Here is a 19,922-nt window from a genome sequence, read left to right as displayed (position 1 = left end):
GTGCCTGTATCAGCTAGGGTATACGCAAATAAGTAGTTTGTTTGTAATAGTGAATGAATAATAGACAAATATCTCCTCTGAGTTTAATAGAACTAATGGAATCCCAGCGCTATGGCGTAGAATATCAACCTATTGTTGATTTAAAATCTAAAGAAATTATGGCTTATGAGTGTTTAGCTAGGTTTACCGATATAGACAATAACAATATCCCACCAGACATTATTTATGCGGCGTTGCATGACAGTTCATTATCTCTCTTCCAAGTGGAATACCAACAAAAACTTCTGCAATTAAATTACGCACCAATGAACAGCGATATATTTGTTAATTTAGATCAAGACTCTTATTTTTCTATTGGTGAAGGTAACGAAAACAACCCTTTTTTGAAATTATTTAAAAGTTTTAACCATGCTAATATCGTTGTTGAATTGATAGATAATTCAGAAGTTAACGACAGCATTAAAAGTTTAGCCATGATAGATATCTTAGCAAAGAACGGGATAAATACCGCGATTGATGATGTTTTCAACCCACTTTCGATGGTATCAACATCGGTAATTCAAATGGTCGACTATATTAAGCTTGATAAACATGTGGTCGCAGAAAAGCACAATAAGCACTTTATGTTGTTAGTTGAAGCGCTAATTAACTATGCCCATAGTGCGGGGAAAAAAATCATACTTGAAGGGATAGAAACTGAAAGTGATATTATTTTTGCGCGAAAAATAAAAGCTGATTACGTACAAGGTTTCTTATTTAAAAAATGGTTTCATTACCATAAATAAAAGCTATCAATAAATACTAGAAAATAAAAAGCCAACGATCTTAATCGTTGGCTTAAATGTGAAGATATTATTTATCAGCGCGGCCCATAAACTTACGATCTTCGGTATTAATTTTAATTTTATCACCCGTTGACACATGCTCTGGCACTTGCACCGTTAAGCCCGTTGATAAAATTGCCGGCTTAGTACGAGCCGTGGCAGAACCACCTTTAATTGACGGATCAGTTTCTGTAATCACTAATTCAACACTTGCTGGTAAATCAATAGCAACAGGTACACCATCAACAATAATCACTAATAAACCTTGCGTATCTTCATTAATGAATAAAGCTTCATCTGCGATTGACGCTTTGCTTAAGTTATAAGGTGTGTAGTCTTCGTTATCCATAAAGACATACTCTTCACCATCGATATAAGAAAAAATCGCTGGACGACGCGTTAAATCGGCAAAATTAAGTGTGTCGTCAGCTTTAAAGGTTTCATCAACTTTACCGCCTGTTACCACATCGTACATGCGCATTCTGTATAAACTACCACCGGCACGACCTTGAGGTACTGAACGCTCAATATCTCTAACAATCATTACTTTACCGTTATATTCTATCGCGGCATTCTTTTTTATATCACTAGCTTTTGGCATGAAAAACCATCCTCATTAAATTTATGCAAGAAAATAGCATGTATAGCTTATTATGCAAGAAAATATTGGTTAATTGCTAGTCATATATATGTTAAAGCACCAATAATAGCCATTGAACTAATGAATTGCCAACTTAACGAGCATGAACAGCTTTATAGCGTCATTAAATAATTTAATGCGCCACTAATTACCGCCACCTGAGCAATAATGCAATTTTCATCATCAACCAGTGGACTATCAGGATAAGCTTCAGTGGTAGTAACATAGGGCGCGTCAGTTAAGCCCATACATAAACCTAAGTCTCGAGCAGCATAGTTAATCACGCCAGCTTGCGCTAAAGGTACACCGATTAATTTATCTTCGCTATCCGCAGGAGCAATATGGGTGACTTTCTCTACCGACGCAATAATAGCTTTTTGAAAATTCGCTTGGGGTTTACCGCTATCGCCAACTAAATAAAAACCGTCGGGTATATTCCAATTTTTCTGTTCAATAGCATCTCTTGCAGAAAGTGCTGGCCTAAATTCACTGTTATCAGTATCTGTGGTTTCATGCAGATCTATATGCGCCAAAAACTCAATACCTAGGGTTTTCATATACTGCATCACTGCTGATGACTCTTGTGCCTGGCTATTCTCGTAAAATGAGCGATTAGGATCAACTGTTAAAGGGTTCCAACGATTAATGGTTTCATAACCCCACGGACTAATACAAGGTAAAACCACAAAGTTAAACGCGTCTTGAAATGGCTGTGCAGCGGTTTGTAGAAAACGAATAGCACCCTGAACACCACTGGTTTCATAACCATGTACGCCACCCGTGATTAAAATAGCCGGTTTATCTGCTAACCAATTTGACGATTTTAAAGCATATAATGGATAAATTTCTTCATCATAGAGTAAGTTCCCATACTGCTCGATAGTATAGCTCTCGCTTAACCCCTCTAATTTAGTAACAACCTCTTCAAAGTAGCTGCGCTTTTTCTGCTGCTGTTGAAACCATATTTCCTTATCGCCTTCGGTCCACTTTTTGCCAAGCTCACCAATAGGGTATGCTGCTTCTATATTCATATTGTTACCTAATAAGTTTTTCACAGTTATAAATTGTATTAACCCTTGGTATGTTAACAATCAAATATAGCTAAAAAATTTAATTGTCTTATCCTCATCAGGCTAATATATTCGGTATTATTGCCACTTGAAATCAATCTTTCAATAGCAAGACACTGCGCGTTTAATGAAAATGCAACTGTATCATTTTTTCATCATAGCAATGATAGAAATAAACCAAGGCTGGTGTCGATTAATAGTTACACACTTTATATCAAAATATTATCACTCATCTTATTACGTTCTTGCCATCAGCTTTACGCTGAAGCGGTCACCATTGCAGCCAATAAATATCGCTTTAAAGTCGGCACTAATTGATAACTTTCTCGACAAATAAAAAACAATCTCTATAAGTACAAGCCTTACTCATTTGTAGTGATGAAACCAATCTAACTAAAATAGCAGGTTAAAGGTGGAAAACATTAGCCGTATCTCAATAATATTCATCAAAATTATTTAGTTCGATTGCTATAATATATGCTAATTTAAGCTCATGTAAAAAATTGACCTTGAGGACGGCATTTATAATGCCAAAAACTTTGCAAAACAGCGAAATACATCCAGTTGAAATTCAGTGCTATGAGTGCGCGCTGACCGTCAAATTACCTGTATTAAAAGAAAGTCAAAAAGCACAATGCCCGCGTTGTGGCTATAAATTAAGCGCCATTCATCGCAATGCTAATGAAAGAATTATTGCTTTTGCTATTACCGCATTAATATTTTTATTAGCTTCATTACCTTTTACATTCTTGTCCTTTAGTACCAATGGCTTAGAAAACCACTTTAACGCCATTACAAGTCTTATAGTCTTAATCGATAATAATTATCAACTTTTAGCACTCATTGAGTTTCTCACTATATTTGCCATCCCAACTGTCGTTTTGTTGTCACTTATTTATTTGCTTATCCCACTAAATAAGGGCTTATATCCTAAGTATGGCGGTCGAGTATTGGCCTTGGTTTTTAAGTTATTGCCTTGGAGTATGGTGGAAATATTCCTGATTGGCACTTTGGTTAGTTTAATCAAAATTATTTCTATGGCTGATATTACATTAGGCTTGTCTTTTTATGCTTTTATTTTATTTACATTGTCGATGACACTGGTAGTTTTACATATCGATAAGCGCGAGTTATACCAATTACTAGCTAAAGTTGAAAAAGCGCATAATATCGAAATACACCAAAGTCACACTAAAGTAGCCCAAGAAGACCCAATAAAACAGGCACTAAGTGTGCAAAAAACTTGGGCGCTACTGCTCACCGCGGTGGTATTGTACATACCGGCTAATACACTCCCGATCATGACTACGCACTTTTGGGGCCAAGACAATCCCAGCACAATTATTGGTGGGGTTATTTTACTGTGGAACTTAGGCTCCTACCCTATCGCTGCCATTATTTTTATTGCCAGTGTTGTTATACCTGTCGCTAAAATATTAGTACTGGCTTGGTTAAATTATAGTGTTCAAAAACAAAGTGATAGATTAAGCTTAGAAAGAATAAAATGGTATCGTATGGCTGAATTTGTCGGTCGTTGGTCAATGGTAGATGTTTTTGTCGTTATTATTCTGGCTAGCTTAATTCAGCTTGGCCCGGCCATGAGCATAACACCGGGAGCTGCTACCTTAGCGTTTTCCGGTTTAGTTATTGTCACTATGCTCGCCGCAATGAGTTTTGAACCGCAATTAATTTGGAAAAATATAAAAAATGATGAATGATGCTCAAATACCAGACGCAACAATAAAGCCAGTTAAAACCGTATCAACTATCTGGTTTATTCCTGCCATTGCAATCTTTATTGGCTGCTGGATGATTTATTATCAATGGAGTAATGAAGGCACAGAAGTCACCATACATTTCCTTACCGCTGAAGGCATGGAGGCTGAAAAAACCAAAATAAAATCTCGCAATGTTGATATTGGAGAAGTAAGTGCCATTGAGCTGAATCAAAACGGTAATGGCGTAATTGTTACGGCAAAGATAAAAAAATCAGCAGAACAATTTTTACTGGCCGATAGCACGTTTTGGGTTGTGTCGCCACAAATATCGCATACCGGCGTATCGGGTCTCAGCACCTTAATATCCGGCGTATATATTGAAATATCGCCCGGTAAAAGCAACGAAGAACGCTATGTTTTTGATGCCTTAAACTCGCCCCCCTTAACGCCTTCAGGCACTCCTGGCTTGCATATAACCCTTAATAGTAACGACCAGTTTGCTTACAAAAAAGGTGATCCCATTATTTATAAAGGCTTAACCGTTGGTCAGTTTGAGGATATCTATTTTAATTTTGAAGAACGTGTTGTTTATTACAATGCTTTTATCAAAGCGCCTTATCATCAACTTATCACCAGTAATACTAAATTTTGGGATGTTAGTGGCTTGCAACTTGATTTAAATGCCGATGGCATATCAGTTAAAACTGGCAATTTTGAAACTATGTTAACCAACGGTGCCACCTTCGGTATTCCTAAAGGCATGAGCATTGGCGAAAAAATTGGTGAGCGCTCATATTTTGACATCTATGAGAGTTATGAAGCTGCTGACGATGAGCGATATCGCCGATCTATCGAATTTGTAGTACTGGTCAGCGACTCTATTAGAGGCCTGTCTGTTGGCGCACCCGTTGAGTATCGAGGAATACAAATAGGTAAAGTTAAATCAGTCAACATGGCATTAAGCCGAAGTGAAAATAAATTTACCAAGGCAGACTTTAAAATTCCCGTGCTAATCAGTTTACAGCCAGGTCGAATAGGCCTGCCCGATAATGATGAAGGTAAAGCGCTTATGACCAAACAAAACATTTACTGGATTGAGCATGGTTTAAAAGCCGTTCTGCGCACAGGAAATATTTTAACTGGCAGCCTATATGTTGATTTACAACACAATAAAGATCAACCCATCAGCGAAATAGAAAAATATGAAGACTTCCTAATTATTCCAACCAGTAGTGATGACTTTTCGCAAATTACCGCAAAAGCGGAACAGTTTATGGATAACCTCAATAATATGCCGCTCAATAATATGAGTGAAAATGCCAATAAAATGATGTTAGAAATGACGCAAACCGCGCAAGAATTTCAAGGGGTAAGTCATAGCTTTGATAGCTTATTGAGTAAAGTTGAGCAGCAACAAGTTAGTACTGAACTCAGTAAAGCCTTACAAGGTATCAATACCTTAACTAAAGACTTGTCATCTGGCTCTCAGGGCTATGAAGAACTGCGCACAACGTTACATACGCTCACTGCAACAATGAACGAATTAAAACCTTTGCTGAATCAACTCAAGCATAAACCTAATAGCTTACTCTTTAATAATGGTGAAGTCTCTGAGCCAATACCGACAAAACTTAATGGAGCACAACCATGAAAAAGACTTTAATCGTCGCTCTTGTGTCAATTATTTTGCTTGGCGCTTGTAGCTCGGCTCCCGCTAACAAAACACAATATTATTTACTTAATAGTCCAACGACAACCAGCGCAGTTAACACTGATAACAAGCATAATAACAATAGTCCGTACTTTGGTATTACCTTGTTAGCATTGCCTGATTATTTAAGACAACCTAGTTTGGTTTTACAGCTTTCCAGTCACCAGTTGCACTACTCGCACTTTCATATGTGGGCAGAGCCATTACAGAACAGCTTTACACAAGCCTTAGCGCAAGACCTGAATAATATTGATAGTCATTTTCATTATATTGTCACGCCAGCAAAAAACCAAGCTACCGCGGCAATAACAGTTGTTATTAACATCACGGCATTTCATGCCACTCATCAATCACAAGCCCTACTTTCAGGCACTTATTGGCTACAAGGTAAAAGCGGGGGAAATCCAGAAGAAGAGCATAACTTTACCCTAACCGTAGCGCTTAATGAAAATGGCTATGAGCACGCTGTCGAGCAAATGCGAAAAGTGATCACCTCATTGGCGCAGCAAATAACCCATAGCTTAGTGGTTGAATAAAGTGCCTTATGTGAAATAAATTAGGCTTTGAATTGCTTAAGTTAGATTCGATTCAAAACTTTAAAGAAGAGTTAACTAAAATGACACCTGCTGTTAAGCAACTGAATAAATTAACACTCGCTTATCAATTACATCACTATCAGCATGATGCTAATTGTAAATCATTCGGCCTTGAAGCAGTTGATAAACTCAAGGTTAGCGCTGAAGTGGTTTTTAAAACACTAGTGGTTGATGTAGATAATGCTTATTTAGCCGTTGCTATTATTCCTGTGGTTAAGCAACTCAGTTTAAAAAAGCTGGCAAAAACCCTTAAGGCTAAAAAAATTAAAATGGCTGATGCCAATAAAGTACAAAACTCTACCGGCTATGTCCTTGGAGGCGTTAGTCCATTAGGGCAAAAAAAACCATTAGTCACCCTGCTTGACCACAGCGCTGAAAGGTTAAACACTATTTTTATTAGTGGTGGTAAGCGTGGTTTAGAGATAGAATTATCACCAGAAAATATTATCCTCTCGTTGCAAGCTAGTTACGCTGATATTACTAGCGAAGTATAAAGCTTAAGCTTAAGCTTAGAAAATCCCGTGGTAGAATTTTGTATGTCAAAAAATATTATTATCTTTATCTTTTTCAGCCTAATTTCTATTAACTGTTTGGCAAATCAACCCTTTAAAGTGGTGCTTGGACTTTCTAAGCCGCCTTATGTTATTGAAGAAAATCATTCGGGTTTCGAGTTAGAGTTAATTCAACAAATATTAACCATGATAGGCAAAGCACCAGAGTTTATTTTCATCCCCTATGGCCGTTCAGAAAAAATGCTCGCGTTACCCGATATTGATGCGGTAATGACAGCGAATAAACACATATTCCCTAATATAGAGACCTTAAGTAAAAACTACATCGATTATCAAAACGTGGCCATTTCGTTAAAAGAGAATGCCGTGTCACTTAATCGCATTGCAGATATAAGCCATTACTCGATTGCGTCATTTCAAATAGCCCACAAAATATTAGGAGTAGAATTTGCTGAGGCGGTTACTGATAGTCCAATTTTCATTCAAGTGGTAGATCAAGAAAAACAGCTAGAGTTACTATTTTTAGGCCGTGTAGAAGTAGTCGTAATGGATTTGAAAATATTTTTATACTACTTAAATAAACTCAATATAAATGAAAGAGAAAGTGATATTAAAGTTCACCATATTTTTCCAATAAACTCTTATAGCATGGCCTTTAAAAATGCTGATGATGTGCATGCATTTAATCAAGCCATGAAAAAATATAAAATGACTGTTGATTATCAAAAACTGATAGAAAAATATAATTTTTAATTATTAGGTAATAATATCACCTTGCCATCACTTTTATGTTCTGCGTAATGGTCTAATGCTTGGGAAAAATCATCAAAACCAACTCGGGCATAAATATCAGTCTTAAAAATCCCTTGAGCAAACAATTTTTGTACTTTCGAACTTAAGGCTAATACCTGTAACGGTGAAGCGTCACCAATGTATTTTGCCAACCAAAAACCCTCTATTCGCATATCGCGAAAGATCACATCAGCCACACTAAATAAGCCACCCAGCACATCTTGAGTTTCGGTTAGTCGACCATAAACCAAGGCCGTAGAACTATTAGGCATGGCGTGTAAAACTCTAGGGGTATCATCGTCGGCAACAGAATCCAACAATACTTTTGCCTTGAGTTTTTTCGCCCAATGCTTTAGTGATTGATCAAAATTATCGTCTGACGTTAATAACACGCAATCGGCCCCTAACGCTTGCAAAACCTCAACATTCGCTGCACTGCGCACTGTCGCTATGGTTTTAATACCCTTAAGTTTTGCATAACGAATAGCGCCCTTACCCACTTGGCTTGCCCCGGCATTAATCACAATGGCTTTACTGCCCAGTGCTATAGCTCGCTCTACTAGGCAAACAGAAGTACAAGGGTTAACTATAATCGTTGCCGCTTGCTCGTCGCTTAATGCTTTTCGAACCGGCAAACATAAATTTGCTTGTGTAATGGCATATTCAGCCCACACGCCGTCAATACCGGGTTGTGCTGATAAAGCAACGCGCCTGCCCGTTAACCACTTACCGTAAAGTCCGGCATTGGCGGCTTCTACAATGCCACAACCTTCAAAGCCAACAAAGTCACCCTCTTGCGCGGTTAAACCGTATTTACCCAATAAGTACATTAAATCAGAGGGATTAACCGGTGTAGCCAACATTTTAACTAATACTTGCCCAGGTTTGAGTGCTGGTAGTGTTTTTTCAATGCCTGTTATTCTTTGTGAAGGTGTTAATTTTTCATCATCACTCAGTACTAAAGCAAAACCTTTTACCGCTTTTATTATATTTTCAGCCAAAGTAAATCCCTAATTTTTTTTATGGTTAAATTATGTACATTATGATTTCAATATATAAACAGCATACCTTAGAATAAGTTAATACTAAATAAGCTTAATTTATACTTTGGCGTTCGCGTTAAGCGGGGTCATTTTCAACATTTATCTAAGATAAACAACAAACCTTAATCTTAGTAATAGAGATTAACACCGTTATTTGGCCAAACCGATTAAGATTAAAGCTGTTTACCGGTAAGTATGGCTAGGTATATTAAGCCTAAACGGCTTTAGTTATTTTACTGGCGTAATTAGTCAGTAACTTGTTGATTTGCGCTTTAGGCGTTTTAGCTAATTGCTTGATTAAACTAAAGGGAATATTTTCTAATCCGTAGCGTTCGCTAATATCATTTAACATAATCAACCAGAGTTCTGCGGTCATTTCTGCGTCAAATAACGCCCGGTGAAAACTACCATCGGCGGCAATATTTTTATAATTAATTAAGGTGCCCAATTTATGATTTGGCGCATCTTGATAAATACGGCGTGATATTAATAACGAACAAGTAAACTCGCCTAAAACCTGACGACCCAAACGAGCAAATTCAGCCTCAAGAAAGCGAGCATCAAAAGAGGCGTTGTGCGCTAATAAATTACTCTCACCGATAAAGCTAGCAAAATCAGTCATCACTTTTGCACAAGGCGATGCAACAGCCAGCATTCTATTACTAATACCGGTATAGTTTTCAATAAAACTATTAATGCGTCGACCTGGATTCATCAAAGCTTGAAACCGGTCGGTCACTATGCCGCTTTCAAGTTTAACGGCGCCGATTTCAATGGCACGTTCTCCTTGAGCTGGCGATAAACCCGTGGTTTCAAAATCGAGCACAACTATTGAGTTAGCTAACACAAACGCTTCCTTTGTCGGTTAATACCCATTGGATTAACCTGAATTGATTTAATACTATGACGTTAACGAAATTATCTCATAATTTACTGCGCTACACATCAGCTACACAAAACAAGGATGCATTATGTTTAAATTTAAGTGGTAAAAAAAACGTCTAATGAACTTAACAAATTTAATGTGTATTTTTCTAAATCACCTTTATCTAACGCATTGAAGATAAATTATTTTATAGTAAAAAGTAACGTTACAAATAGCGTATTACTCAGGCCAACTCTAATTTTTTATCTTTTAATTTCGCATAGACAAAACCAAAACCCTTTTACATCCGTATATAAAAACAACTAACTTAACCAAGGTTGAACTTTATGTTTTCATTGTTTAAGCAAGACCCAACTAAAAAGTTAAACAAAAGTTATGAAGACAAACTTGAAAGCGCTATTTGTGCGCAAAAAAATGGCAACATTAATGATTTTTCGATGTTTACTGAAGAAGCGCTAAACATTAGAAAAAAAATACAAGCATTAGAAAAGCCAGCAAAGCTTAAAGCTTAACGACTTCAGTACCTCTCGCTCTACATCACTATCTGGCTCAGTATTTTTAGTTAATATTTTCTTTCAGTAGTAGATAATTCCCATCTACGTAAGCAACTATTTTAACCTGATGATTAAAACGCTTGATGGTATTTTATAGCGTAAAATAGTTCTATTAAGCTAAAACAGTTATTGAATAAAACAGCCTACCCTTACACGAATGTTGGTGGCAGCGAATGATCTGTAACGGTTTAAATATCGTATAAAATGTCAACTAGACACACTAAAAAAGTTATTTTGGTATGCTAAGTCGATTTATTATCCAAACGTATTGCTTCTTTAATCATTGTTTCCTTAAAAAAACTCACAGACTTTATGCCTATGTAACCTTAAGTTAAGCCTGCGACTTTAGCAAAGACCCGCTAAGTTTTATCCAGATATTTAGCGGGTCTTTAATTGATGTCAACATAGATAGCACTGTTATCAATCATCTTTTTTTCATACTTGGTCAATAAAGCTTATTTTTTATTTAGTCAAAAATTCCTTACAGGATAAACATGCAAAAAAAATTTAATCCCGAAAAAGTCATCGATGTTGTTCATTGGAACGATAGTCTTTTTTCTTTTAAAACCACCCGTAGTCAAGGACTCCGCTTTAGGAATGGTGAATATATCATCATTGGCTTAGCACAAGAAAATACTCGACCCATTTTACGCGCCTACAGTCTCGCCAGTGCAAACCATGAAGATTATTTGGAATTTTTCAGCATTAAAGTTGAAGGAGGCGCTTTTACCTCCAAATTACAACATTTAGCTATTGGCGATGAAGTCATTATTGGCAGTAAACCAACCGGAACGTTGGTTATAGATGATTTACGAGATGGTCGAAACCTACTATTGGTAGGCACAGGAACGGGCTTGGCGCCCTTTTTAAGTATTATCAAAGATCCAGAAACTTATCAGCGTTTTGACAAAGTGATTTTATTTCATGGCGTAAGGTACGTGAATGAATTGGCTTACCACAAAATAATAACCACAGGTCTGCCTCATCATGAATATCTTGGTGAGATGATTACTGAACAGCTAATCTACTATCCCAGTGTGACTCGTGAGAGCTATAAAAATGAAGGACGCATTACTGATTTAATAAAAACAGGCAAGCTCTGTCTTGATATTGGCATACCTGACCTTGATCCTGAGTTTGACCGCGTGATGCTATGTGGTAGTCCTGCTATGCTAAAAGACACCTGTGCCATGTTAGATGAAAGTGGTTTTCAGGAAAGTCGTAAAAAAGGCGTGCAAGGCGACTACGTTGTTGAAAGAGCTTTTGTTGAAAAATAGTACTTCAATAGTACTATTTAGCTTTAACAACACTGAAAATAAGCTTTATTAATGATGTATTTAAGTAGCTAGCAAATCGCCATTTTCTGTATTTTAGCGGGTAAAAATAGGCAAATTGTAGCTTCGTTTACATCATCTAATGCTAGGTGGTGTAATGAATACAAATTATGATTCACGAGCAACAAAGGTTTTTCATGAAAAAAGAAGAGAAGAACCGTTGTTGACACAAATAATACCTTTACAGTAAAAAAAAACCTTATAACCATCATGCAATAAACAACCGTAAATAAGCCAGTAATCAGTCAATTAATCGTTACCTATGTCAATTAAAGTGTTTCTTTCAAATTGACAATGCCACCAACAGAATAGAGTTTATAAGTAGCATAACGACTGACAAAATTTTATGTCTGGTATTTATCTATTTTTCCTCATAGAAAAAATATATCATTTCATTGCCGTCTGGTTAGGATTTTGTTTCACTTTCTAACGTTTTTATTTCAACCGCTATTTTTTCAGCTTCAGCAGTAACCATTGAGTAGCCTTTGATATCACCTTTTCTCTGTAAATGCATGGCTTCTTCAAGTTTAGCTTCATAACGTTTGTTTAATTTTTTTAATGGGTCTGACTTAAATATTGAAAACATAAAAACTTATTATTTAATGAGGTGTTAACTATTATACGTTTGAAAACCCATTTAAGTTTTTATTAATTACACTTTTTTAATAAAACATATCAAAAATTATTTTTATACCCATTTGATTAAGTAAGTGATCTACTTTTTCATGAGGGAAATCGATAAAACTAAAGACCATTGCAAGCGCTCTAAAAATATATTTAAAAATAGCGACTTATTCTAAAGAGCAAGCTATGAGCCCTTATTGGAAAATGACATCAGTTCATTCAGCTGATATATGTTTATAAAAAACGATTCAAAGTAAGTAAGGTTATTCATTCTTTTGGTATATTCTGCATTTGTGTAATATTCCTAACTAGTGGGGCATTAATTGTTATCACTTATTCCGAAATATTTTGTAAAGGTACAGGGTGCCGAGCTATGGTATATATATATGATCGCAACTCCTTTTATCATTATCGGGTTTGTCATTGCAGAAATGATATTTTTTTCCCGTTATCCTCTGGAAGATGAAAGCGAAACTATAAGTCGTTAAAGCAGGACAAATAACAGTTGGCTTTTGCTCCTACGTCGCTTATTTTAGCCAACATATTATTTACCTCTTAACGAGGCGTTAAATGCACAGTCAAACATGGAGTAGTTATGACGTTTATCGCATCATTTGCCGATGAAAGTGGAACACATAAAGGTTGCCCTTGCTATACAATTGGCATTCTCAATATACCTGAAGATTTTTTGCCGGTATTTAATCAAACCATTGAACAAATATATAATGCTAGTGGTCTCCAAGGCGAAATCAAATGGGAAAAAATTCGAAAAAGCTCAGGGCAAGTTAATCTCTGCACTTCTATTCTAAAATTTTTACTTCAGAGTCCATGCACATTTCATTCTATTGCTGTATCAAAAGAACCTTATAGAAAATGGCACTCTAGCGAAGAAGCCGCTTTTTTCACAACATACGATTTCTTGCTACGTCAAAGTAGCCAAGGATTAAATTCAAAATTTAAAGTTTACATAGATCAAAAAAGTACTTCATACAGTAAACAAGATGAGGTGATGCAAATTATAACTAATCATATGTTAGCTAAACTTCCAACTTCATCGACAATCGAGCATGTATCAATGGAAAACTCAAAATTGCATTGGGGCTTACAGCCAGTCGATGTGATAACTGGTGCCATCAATAGTGGTTATCATTTATTCTTTGATGAAAACGCTAAAATTCAAACAGCCAAGCAAATTACAATTGCTAGGATGGCGAAAATTCTAGGGTGGGATAAGTTGCAATATGATACTTATCCAAACGACCACTTTAATATTTGGCACTTCCCACCTGAAACGCGTGCTATACCGGGTACAAGAAATATTGAACCTAACTTTACAATAGGTGATATTAGTCGAGAAGAGTTTGGTGTAATGTGCACTTAACAGCCATTCAACAGGGACAAAAAACAGTTGGGTTTTGCTCCTTTGTCGCTAATTTTAGCCAACTATTTTATTGCACGTTAATTGGGCGTTAAGTAAATAATATGGTCGATCCACTGATAATAAAGCACTCTGACATCAAAGTAGTTAATGCCGATTATAAAAGTTTATTTCTCAAGCACGGAAATATTTTGTTTGAGTTAAACATTGAGGAAAATAGAGAGCTTGTTCACGCTGTAAGCCAGTTTGAGAAATACACGGGTCAAGAACCTGATATCGACCAGAGAGAATGGATTAAGAAAAACATTAATCCGCTACCATCCCTTAAGCCTTTGGCAGTATTTATATTCCTGATTACACAGTGGCGAGCAACAACAATTGTAGGGAATGCAGAGTCACCAAATGATGGATATATATACGTCAGCATCACTACAGAAGGTTCAGGGCACTGAAATCACTTAACAAAGAATGTTGCGGCGTTACCGATACAAAACCTAACCCGAGGTGTTAAGTGTCTTTAAAAGCAAATGTCTCAAATATGGCATAAGTGTATATTAGCAGTGTTTACTTTATGCAAAGAGACAGCTCTAATAAGGTCGAAATAATGTGGTACGGGTAAAAATTAAATATAAAAACGAAAGATGTAGCATAAAATAAATTTCAGGTCAGTTGTTAACCATTCAAATAAATAAATAAATAAATAAAAGTTAGTCAAACGTTTACAACATAATATATGGTTAGCTGCAAGAGCAACCATGGAGTCAATATGAAATTTTCACCTATTAATTTCAACGAAAAATTCACAAAATTCTCTGAGCATTGGTCACCTCGTGTCATTGCTGAAATGAATGAATACCAATTTAAATTAGTTAAAGTAGCAGGTGAATTTGTTTGGCACGATCACCCGGAAACTGACGAAGTGTTTATTGTTATTGATGGCTGCCTTACTATTGAATTTCGTGATGGTATAGTTTCACTAGAGTCTGGTGAAATGTTTGTCATTCCAAAAGGTGTAGAGCATAAACCCTCTGCTAGCAGCGAGTGTAAAATTATGATTGTGGAACCCAAGGGTATTGTTAATACCGGCGATACGGGTGGTGACCTTACGGCTAAAAATGATCTCTGGGTTTGAAGCGCAGCTAAATGAGTTAAAAAATTAATGCTACTGGCAAATGCTCATTCCTCACTCATTTTAGTCCCTGATATTAAGTCAACTAGCCTTTCCTAGCTCACTTATTGATATATAAATGTATTTATCTCGATTACTTTACAGCAGTTGTAGTGCTGTAAGTATTTACCTCACATTCGCACTAATAAGCCGAAGCTTATCATTACATCTAGGTCTTGATTTTAGAGCTTAGTACCCGCTTAACCAGCCAGCTTACATTTGTTTATCAATACGTACTGTACCATTAGCGAGATAAATCATGCGAACCGCGTCTTTTGGCTGAAATAGCATACGATGGTCTAGGTCTTGTATCACCATGTATTCATCACCGTTATTAACTTTGATCATTAGCTCGACTAAAAGTAGGGTTTTTTCTTGATATTTAGGGTTTCTATCATGACTGATTGAACCACCAATAATAGCGCCTAATATGGTTGCTACGCCGCGGCCACTACCGCTACCAAATTGATTGCCTATTGCACCACCAATTAACGCACCACCAAAAGTTTTCCAGCCTTGGTTTTTATCTTGAATCAACTCCTGCTCGGTAATATTTCGTACCGATAATACCTGACCAAATAAAACTTTTTCAACCGGCACAGCTTTATTGCGCTCATAATCAGCATTAGCGAAAGGGATCAATGCCAACCAGAAAATTAACGCTAGAGTGATTGTTTTCATTTTGCTCTCCTTTATTTATTAAATATAAGGTAATAAATAGCGTGTAATAAATAGCACTTGAAGTATAGCGTCTTTGAACCTGCTGCTTATTACCACACTATCTATTTTTTAAGCAGCACGCTCAAGGTCTCTAAAACTATCTCACTTTAGCGCTTACCAACCCACTGATTCTTTAGCTTTCGTTTTACGAATTTCGGTTTCATCGGCCCATTCAACTAAACCACTTTCAAGATCCATTAAACGTAAAGTGAATTTATAGTAAACATCAGACTTATCTTGGTTGCTTTTAACGATACTCGATAAGTTACCGTATAACATGTATTGCGCGCCAATTTGACGGCCAAACTGTGACGCTGTGTTTGGGTCAACCATGCCGCCGTCATGTTGAAAGTTTAATTGCTCACGTGCCGCTTCTACTCGACCCATATCTACAAAACGGAATTTGCCAGAGCGTAAAAGCTTAGTAGAAATAGAGTCGGTGATTGACTCGGTATCAATATGCTCACTGGTTTTATTTTTTAAGCGTTCAACAAACATTACTGGACGGGTATTTTGCGTTAATGTGCCCACTACTGGTGACAATAATAACGAGTCGGTCATTTGGGCAGCAACCTTTTGTAAGTCGGTTGAACCAAAGTTAATATCGGTAGTTTCTACCGCGGTGGCATCGCCATAGCGAACCACTGCTTTATTAGCACAACCCGCGGCGAATACTAGGGTTAAGCCGAGTGTTGTTACCAGTGCTAATTTATTCATAATGCTATTCCTTAACGATTAATATTTATATGCTTTTTCAGGGATTGCACGCACATAAACATTAAATGTACTGACATTAATATTCGGCGCTAATCCGGGTAAAGTGGTGGATTGTTTTCCGTGTAATTCCAATGGTATCCAGGGTGTTTTTCCGGCTTCAATAACAAAGCCTGCTTCGTCAAACCAATTGAAATGATATTGTAATTTTTGTGATTTTTCATAACGGCTGGTCAAGGTTAAGTTGACTTGTAATAAGCCATTATTTTTGCGCGATTTAACGTCGCTAATCACGAGTTTTTTCGCTAAATCAGCGTTTTGTACTTCAAGGTGTTTACTAAAGTCATCACCTTGGGTCATGGCACTGGTGCCTGTGCCAGAGGTCACAGGAGGCTTATTATTCACACAGCCGGCGGTAATAAAAACGCTCACTAATATCACTGCTAAACAGCCGGTGATATTTTGGCCCATGCTAGCCATATTTTTGCTATTGAACATACTCCCTCCTAATGCATTAGTTATTCATAAATTTATCGCTTGATAACCAGTATAGCTACCGATAGCAGAAAAATTAATTAAGGTGATTCTATTTGGCTGCACGTCAACTTCAATGTTTTTTTGTTGTCCGTTTAGCTGCACTTGTAATACTTGCTTACCAGCGGGTAAATTCATCCGCACAATATCCACTTGATCGGGCAAGGTTGACCAACTTCGAGTATCGGCTCTTTCTGAGGCAATATTGTAAATACTGGCTAAAATATTACCAACATCACCCGCCTCTCGACTCAGTTTTTGTCGCATTTGTTCTTTCGCGACAACGCGAACGACTTGTCGGGTCAGCAGTGCGGGTAATTGATCTTGTAAGTCTTTCGCGGCTAACGATTGAATACGCACAATTTCATTTGATAAATAGCTTTGCTCTTGATTTTTAAAGGTAAGTTTACTGTGCTTTGGTAAAGTTCCTTCATACACAGGTAAAGAAAAACTGAAAAACTTTAAGCCGCTGTTGCTTCGACCTACTGGCAGATTTAAGCCAATATCTTGCTTACTATTGACAATGTCTTGCTCAATAAACACAACGACTTGCCCTTGCTCTTTTGACGTTTGTGCTTGATATTTTCCAAAGCGTTGTTGCAAGCTCGCTAAGTCGTCTTGCATACCTAATTTAGCGGCTAAGCGTAAAACATCTTGTTGCAAATAAGGGTTCTCTGGGTATATTTCTATTGCACGCTTATAATCTATGTAAGCGTCATTTAGCTCGCCACTGGCTTCATACAAGATGCCAGAAAGATAAAAGGTAAAGGCATTTTGAAAACCATTTTTCACTTTACCAATCGCACTTGCCATACTTGGATAACCACTATATAGGCTATCTGTGGTCATGCCTGAGTTGTTAAGCTCCTTTTGCGCTTGATAGACTTCGTTTTTATAAGCTTTAAGTGCCTTCTCTTGCACTAAATTTGCACGACGTACTTCAACTAACGCGCCAACTAAATCATGTTGAAATAAGTAATTTAGCGCCTGATAACTGTGCAGCATACTTTGTTCATAATAAGGCACTTGATAAGAGGTCGCATTGTCGTTACTGACAACTGCGCTTAAATTTTCAAAACCTTTACTGATTTGAATTTTTGCCTTGTTATCTTGTGCTTCAATCTCAACATAGGCTTGAGCAAAGCTTTTTTGGCTAGCTTGCCAATCGGCGGCTAAAAATTCTAAGCGCCCTCTTTCAAGTAAATTTAAAACGTAACTGTTATTACTTTGAGCACGTTCACCTAGTAGGTTTTGCGCTTTAACAAATTCACCTTGGCGTTGGGCCGCTTTCACGGGTTTCATTTGGCTGTTATAGCCTTGAAAAAGATCAGTGAGCTCAAATGATGCACAACCAGATAAAGTTGTGATAATAATGCTGACAACACTACTGACAACCATGCGCTTAGGGAGGAAATTGATCATAAGAGTTAATTTATTTCCATAACATTTACTTACTACGGGTATTTGTCTCACTATATATTTATCTCATTATATATGAACGAGTTTATGAAGGTTATTAACTACTTTAGTTGCAAGTAAAAGTAGTCTTATTTGAGCATGGTAGCAATACTTACTTTGTTGTTAAATTGTAAAAAGAGTTATAGTTAATAAGTTACCTCGAGTAAAACGCTCAGTATCTTTAGCGTCAAATACCATCATAAACAAACGTTAAAAATACGCTAATTCACTAATCAAGGGGTGATTTTAAAGGGGGCCTGATTAACCAGAAACTGCGGTAATAAATCGGAAAACATCCTAATCAAGTGTTGTTTGATGGCTAAGCTTTAATCTAACAAATGACCATTTATCGAATAAGTCACCACCTAAATACATACCCAGTATTTGATGATCATTATCAATGGTTTCTTTTAAGCGCATTTAATAGGTATTTTTGTATAGGTTAAACAGGCCTCACGGCTAATACCCGCGGTAGCTCAACAGCGTACTGAGCTCGCGGGTTTGTCATCGGTTAAATTGCATCATTTACTGCTACAGAGATTATAGTGAAAGTTCGCTCTCGCTATTTTACTCTTATTCATTAAATAATTTTTACACCTGTATAATAAACAGATTATTGTTGTATTTTTATATTGTTACCTTTGTAAGATATTTATGCGTTTGGTAATACTTTTCGTTTAAACCAGTAATCAAGGCTGACATAGCGCCCGCCACCGATAAAAAACAGTGCCAATAGCATAATAAAATAAGTCGCTGCGAACTCAATGCCATTATTTAAAATACTAATATTACCGCTGCTGGTAAGCCACTCGTAGTTACCGTGTTCTTGCAAAATAGCAACAATCATTTCTTTTTTCTCAACGCTTGCCTCTACTCGCTCGTTAGCAAATGGTGCATTAGCATCTGCAATCGCTTGCCAGCCATATTGTCCGTGCACAGATGTCATGGCTATCAACATAGTAAACATCAAAGGCACAGCCATTAGGCGCACGCCTAAGCCAAGTAATAAGGCAATAGCGCCAATAACTTCAGCACCTACGGCTAAAATGGCCAGAATATAAGGAAAGGGTAAACCTAAGCCCCAATCGTCATTACCAAACCATTGCACGATATTATCAAAACCCTCTATTTTAGTGGTACCCGCCATCCAAAAAATAGGCACCAAATACAAACGTAATAATAATGGCGCAAGAAAATCCAATTTTTTTGTTGAATTTAATATGTCATAACTTTTTTCTAACATTGCTTTAACCATGCTTTATTCCTATTTTTTTAAGCGTAACGTTTAATTTTATTTTACATTACACGTTCATCACCAAAATAATTAATTGGTTCTACAGCTTTAATTCGACATCACAGGAACTGCATAATTTGACCCGATAAATTGTAAAACTATTTCATTATTTTTAGTAAAGGTAGGATTAAAATATAGCTAATAATTTTTTGAAATATAAATGAAGTTTATCAGCTCAACATACCGCAAAAGCTTTAATAATTATTTTAAATAGCTATCTAGACCCTTATTATACCATTTTGATTAAATTTGTGATCTAATTGGTTTCATTTTTCATACATTGATATCAGTCGTTATGATCACACTTGAATCCATTGATTTTAAATCTCTTATAGCAAAAGAAACTAATGGG

General features: G+C 36.7%; 22 protein-coding genes. 11 read left to right on the top strand and 11 right to left on the bottom strand.

All coding sequences use genetic code 11. The annotated features are described in order from the left end of the window. The first annotated feature begins 53 nt into the window (after positions 1 to 53). Positions 54 to 785, top strand: a complete 732-nt coding sequence (locus H4J41_RS14970; RefSeq protein ID WP_182137538.1) for an EAL domain-containing protein — start codon at positions 54 to 56, stop codon at positions 783 to 785. Positions 786 to 852: 67 nt separating this feature from the next. Here the strand turns inward: H4J41_RS14970 and yeiP are convergent, their stop codons facing one another. Both yeiP and H4J41_RS14960 read right to left on the bottom strand, forming a co-directional pair. Then, complete coding sequence (yeiP, locus tag H4J41_RS14965; RefSeq protein ID WP_182137537.1) at positions 853 to 1,425, bottom strand: elongation factor P-like protein YeiP; 573 nt, start codon at positions 1,423 to 1,425, stop codon at positions 853 to 855. A gap of 152 nt (positions 1,426 to 1,577) precedes the next feature. Beyond that, entirely contained in the window at positions 1,578 to 2,495 is a 918-nt protein-coding gene (locus tag H4J41_RS14960) for a M14 family metallocarboxypeptidase (protein WP_182137536.1), read from the bottom strand. A 566-nt stretch (positions 2,496 to 3,061) separates the two neighbouring features. Here H4J41_RS14960 and H4J41_RS14955 point away from each other — a divergent pair. From H4J41_RS14955 to H4J41_RS14935, 5 genes are read left to right on the top strand one after another with little or no spacing between them, the layout of a single operon-like run. Then, the gene (locus H4J41_RS14955; RefSeq protein WP_182137535.1) at positions 3,062 to 4,252 is read left to right on the top strand and encodes a paraquat-inducible protein A; all 1,191 of its coding nucleotides are present in this window, start codon (positions 3,062 to 3,064) and stop codon (positions 4,250 to 4,252) included. Next, positions 4,242 to 5,903 carry an intermembrane transport protein PqiB gene (pqiB, locus tag H4J41_RS14950; protein ID WP_182137534.1) on the top strand — a complete coding sequence of 554 codons (1,662 nt, stop codon included), beginning with the start codon at positions 4,242 to 4,244 and terminating at the stop codon, positions 5,901 to 5,903. Before H4J41_RS14955 ends, pqiB begins: the two co-directional genes overlap by 11 nt. Further along, positions 5,900 to 6,499: a membrane integrity-associated transporter subunit PqiC gene (locus H4J41_RS14945; RefSeq protein WP_182137533.1), complete on the top strand. Its 600-nt coding sequence runs from the start codon at positions 5,900 to 5,902 to the stop codon at positions 6,497 to 6,499. Before pqiB ends, H4J41_RS14945 begins: the two co-directional genes overlap by 4 nt. Positions 6,500 to 6,531: 32 nt before the next feature. Further along, positions 6,532 to 7,053, top strand: coding sequence for a Cys-tRNA(Pro) deacylase (ybaK, locus tag H4J41_RS14940; RefSeq protein ID WP_310649824.1), 522 nt, complete (start codon positions 6,532 to 6,534; stop codon positions 7,051 to 7,053). Positions 7,054 to 7,095: 42 nt separating this feature from the next. Continuing rightward, positions 7,096 to 7,824 carry an ABC transporter substrate-binding protein gene (locus H4J41_RS14935; protein ID WP_182137532.1) on the top strand — a complete coding sequence of 243 codons (729 nt, stop codon included), beginning with the start codon at positions 7,096 to 7,098 and terminating at the stop codon, positions 7,822 to 7,824. On the opposite strand, the gene H4J41_RS14930 is transcribed toward H4J41_RS14935, so the two are convergent. Then, entirely contained in the window at positions 7,821 to 8,864 is a 1,044-nt protein-coding gene (locus H4J41_RS14930; protein WP_182137531.1) for a zinc-binding dehydrogenase, read from the bottom strand. The genes H4J41_RS14935 and H4J41_RS14930 overlap by 4 nt on opposite strands. A 256-nt stretch (positions 8,865 to 9,120) precedes the next feature. Continuing rightward, positions 9,121 to 9,753: a PolC-type DNA polymerase III gene (locus H4J41_RS14925; protein ID WP_182137530.1), complete on the bottom strand. Its 633-nt coding sequence runs from the start codon at positions 9,751 to 9,753 to the stop codon at positions 9,121 to 9,123. A 365-nt stretch (positions 9,754 to 10,118) separates the two neighbouring features. On the opposite strand from H4J41_RS14925, the gene H4J41_RS14920 reads away from it, so the two are divergent. Next, positions 10,119 to 10,304, top strand: a complete 186-nt coding sequence (locus H4J41_RS14920) for a DUF6435 family protein (RefSeq protein ID WP_182137529.1) — start codon at positions 10,119 to 10,121, stop codon at positions 10,302 to 10,304. Positions 10,305 to 10,840: 536 nt separating this feature from the next. Continuing rightward, on the top strand, positions 10,841 to 11,623 hold the full coding sequence (locus H4J41_RS14915; RefSeq protein WP_182137528.1) for a ferredoxin--NADP reductase: 783 nt from the start codon (positions 10,841 to 10,843) through the stop codon (positions 11,621 to 11,623). Positions 11,624 to 12,086: 463 nt separating this feature from the next. On the opposite strand, the gene H4J41_RS14910 is transcribed toward H4J41_RS14915, so the two are convergent. Next, positions 12,087 to 12,266, bottom strand: coding sequence for a DUF6435 family protein (locus H4J41_RS14910; RefSeq protein ID WP_182137527.1), 180 nt, complete (start codon positions 12,264 to 12,266; stop codon positions 12,087 to 12,089). Positions 12,267 to 12,899: 633 nt separating this feature from the next. Here H4J41_RS14910 and H4J41_RS14905 point away from each other — a divergent pair. From H4J41_RS14905 to H4J41_RS14895, 3 genes are all read left to right on the top strand, one after another. Continuing rightward, a complete protein-coding gene (locus tag H4J41_RS14905) occupies positions 12,900 to 13,685 on the top strand; it encodes a DUF3800 domain-containing protein (protein ID WP_182137526.1) in 786 nt (261 codons plus the stop codon). A gap of 101 nt (positions 13,686 to 13,786) precedes the next feature. Beyond that, positions 13,787 to 14,134, top strand: a complete 348-nt coding sequence (locus H4J41_RS14900) for a hypothetical protein (RefSeq protein WP_182137525.1) — start codon at positions 13,787 to 13,789, stop codon at positions 14,132 to 14,134. A gap of 314 nt (positions 14,135 to 14,448) precedes the next feature. Next, the gene (locus H4J41_RS14895) at positions 14,449 to 14,814 is read left to right on the top strand and encodes a cupin domain-containing protein (protein ID WP_182137524.1); all 366 of its coding nucleotides are present in this window, start codon (positions 14,449 to 14,451) and stop codon (positions 14,812 to 14,814) included. Positions 14,815 to 15,063: 249 nt separating this feature from the next. Here H4J41_RS14895 and H4J41_RS14890 read toward each other — a convergent pair whose 3' ends face one another. The 6 genes from H4J41_RS14890 to H4J41_RS14870 all read right to left on the bottom strand — a co-directional run bounded on the left by H4J41_RS14890 (position 15,064) and on the right by H4J41_RS14870 (position 19,531). Next, a complete protein-coding gene (locus H4J41_RS14890) occupies positions 15,064 to 15,531 on the bottom strand; it encodes a glycine zipper 2TM domain-containing protein (RefSeq protein WP_182137523.1) in 468 nt (155 codons plus the stop codon). A gap of 153 nt (positions 15,532 to 15,684) precedes the next feature. Next, a complete protein-coding gene (gene lpoB / locus H4J41_RS14885; RefSeq protein ID WP_182137522.1) occupies positions 15,685 to 16,287 on the bottom strand; it encodes a penicillin-binding protein activator LpoB in 603 nt (200 codons plus the stop codon). Positions 16,288 to 16,305: 18 nt separating this feature from the next. Then, on the bottom strand, positions 16,306 to 16,782 hold the full coding sequence (locus tag H4J41_RS14880) for a YcfL family protein (protein WP_259364443.1): 477 nt from the start codon (positions 16,780 to 16,782) through the stop codon (positions 16,306 to 16,308). 24 nt (positions 16,783 to 16,806) lie between these two features. Beyond that, on the bottom strand, positions 16,807 to 18,240 hold the full coding sequence (locus tag H4J41_RS14875; protein WP_182137521.1) for a COG3014 family protein: 1,434 nt from the start codon (positions 18,238 to 18,240) through the stop codon (positions 16,807 to 16,809). A 333-nt stretch (positions 18,241 to 18,573) separates the two neighbouring features. Beyond that, the gene (locus tag H4J41_RS17650; protein WP_259364442.1) at positions 18,574 to 18,696 is read right to left on the bottom strand and encodes a hypothetical protein; all 123 of its coding nucleotides are present in this window, start codon (positions 18,694 to 18,696) and stop codon (positions 18,574 to 18,576) included. A gap of 232 nt (positions 18,697 to 18,928) precedes the next feature. Further along, positions 18,929 to 19,531 carry a DoxX family protein gene (locus tag H4J41_RS14870; protein WP_182137520.1) on the bottom strand — a complete coding sequence of 201 codons (603 nt, stop codon included), beginning with the start codon at positions 19,529 to 19,531 and terminating at the stop codon, positions 18,929 to 18,931. Positions 19,532 to 19,922 lie beyond the last annotated feature (391 nt).

The sequence above is a fragment of the Colwellia sp. MB3u-45 genome (assembly GCF_014077005.1).
In the GTDB taxonomy this organism is placed as follows: domain Bacteria; phylum Pseudomonadota; class Gammaproteobacteria; order Enterobacterales; family Alteromonadaceae; genus Cognaticolwellia.
Note: the sequence above shows the minus strand (reverse complement) of the source record. Positions and strands in the feature narration are given on the sequence as shown.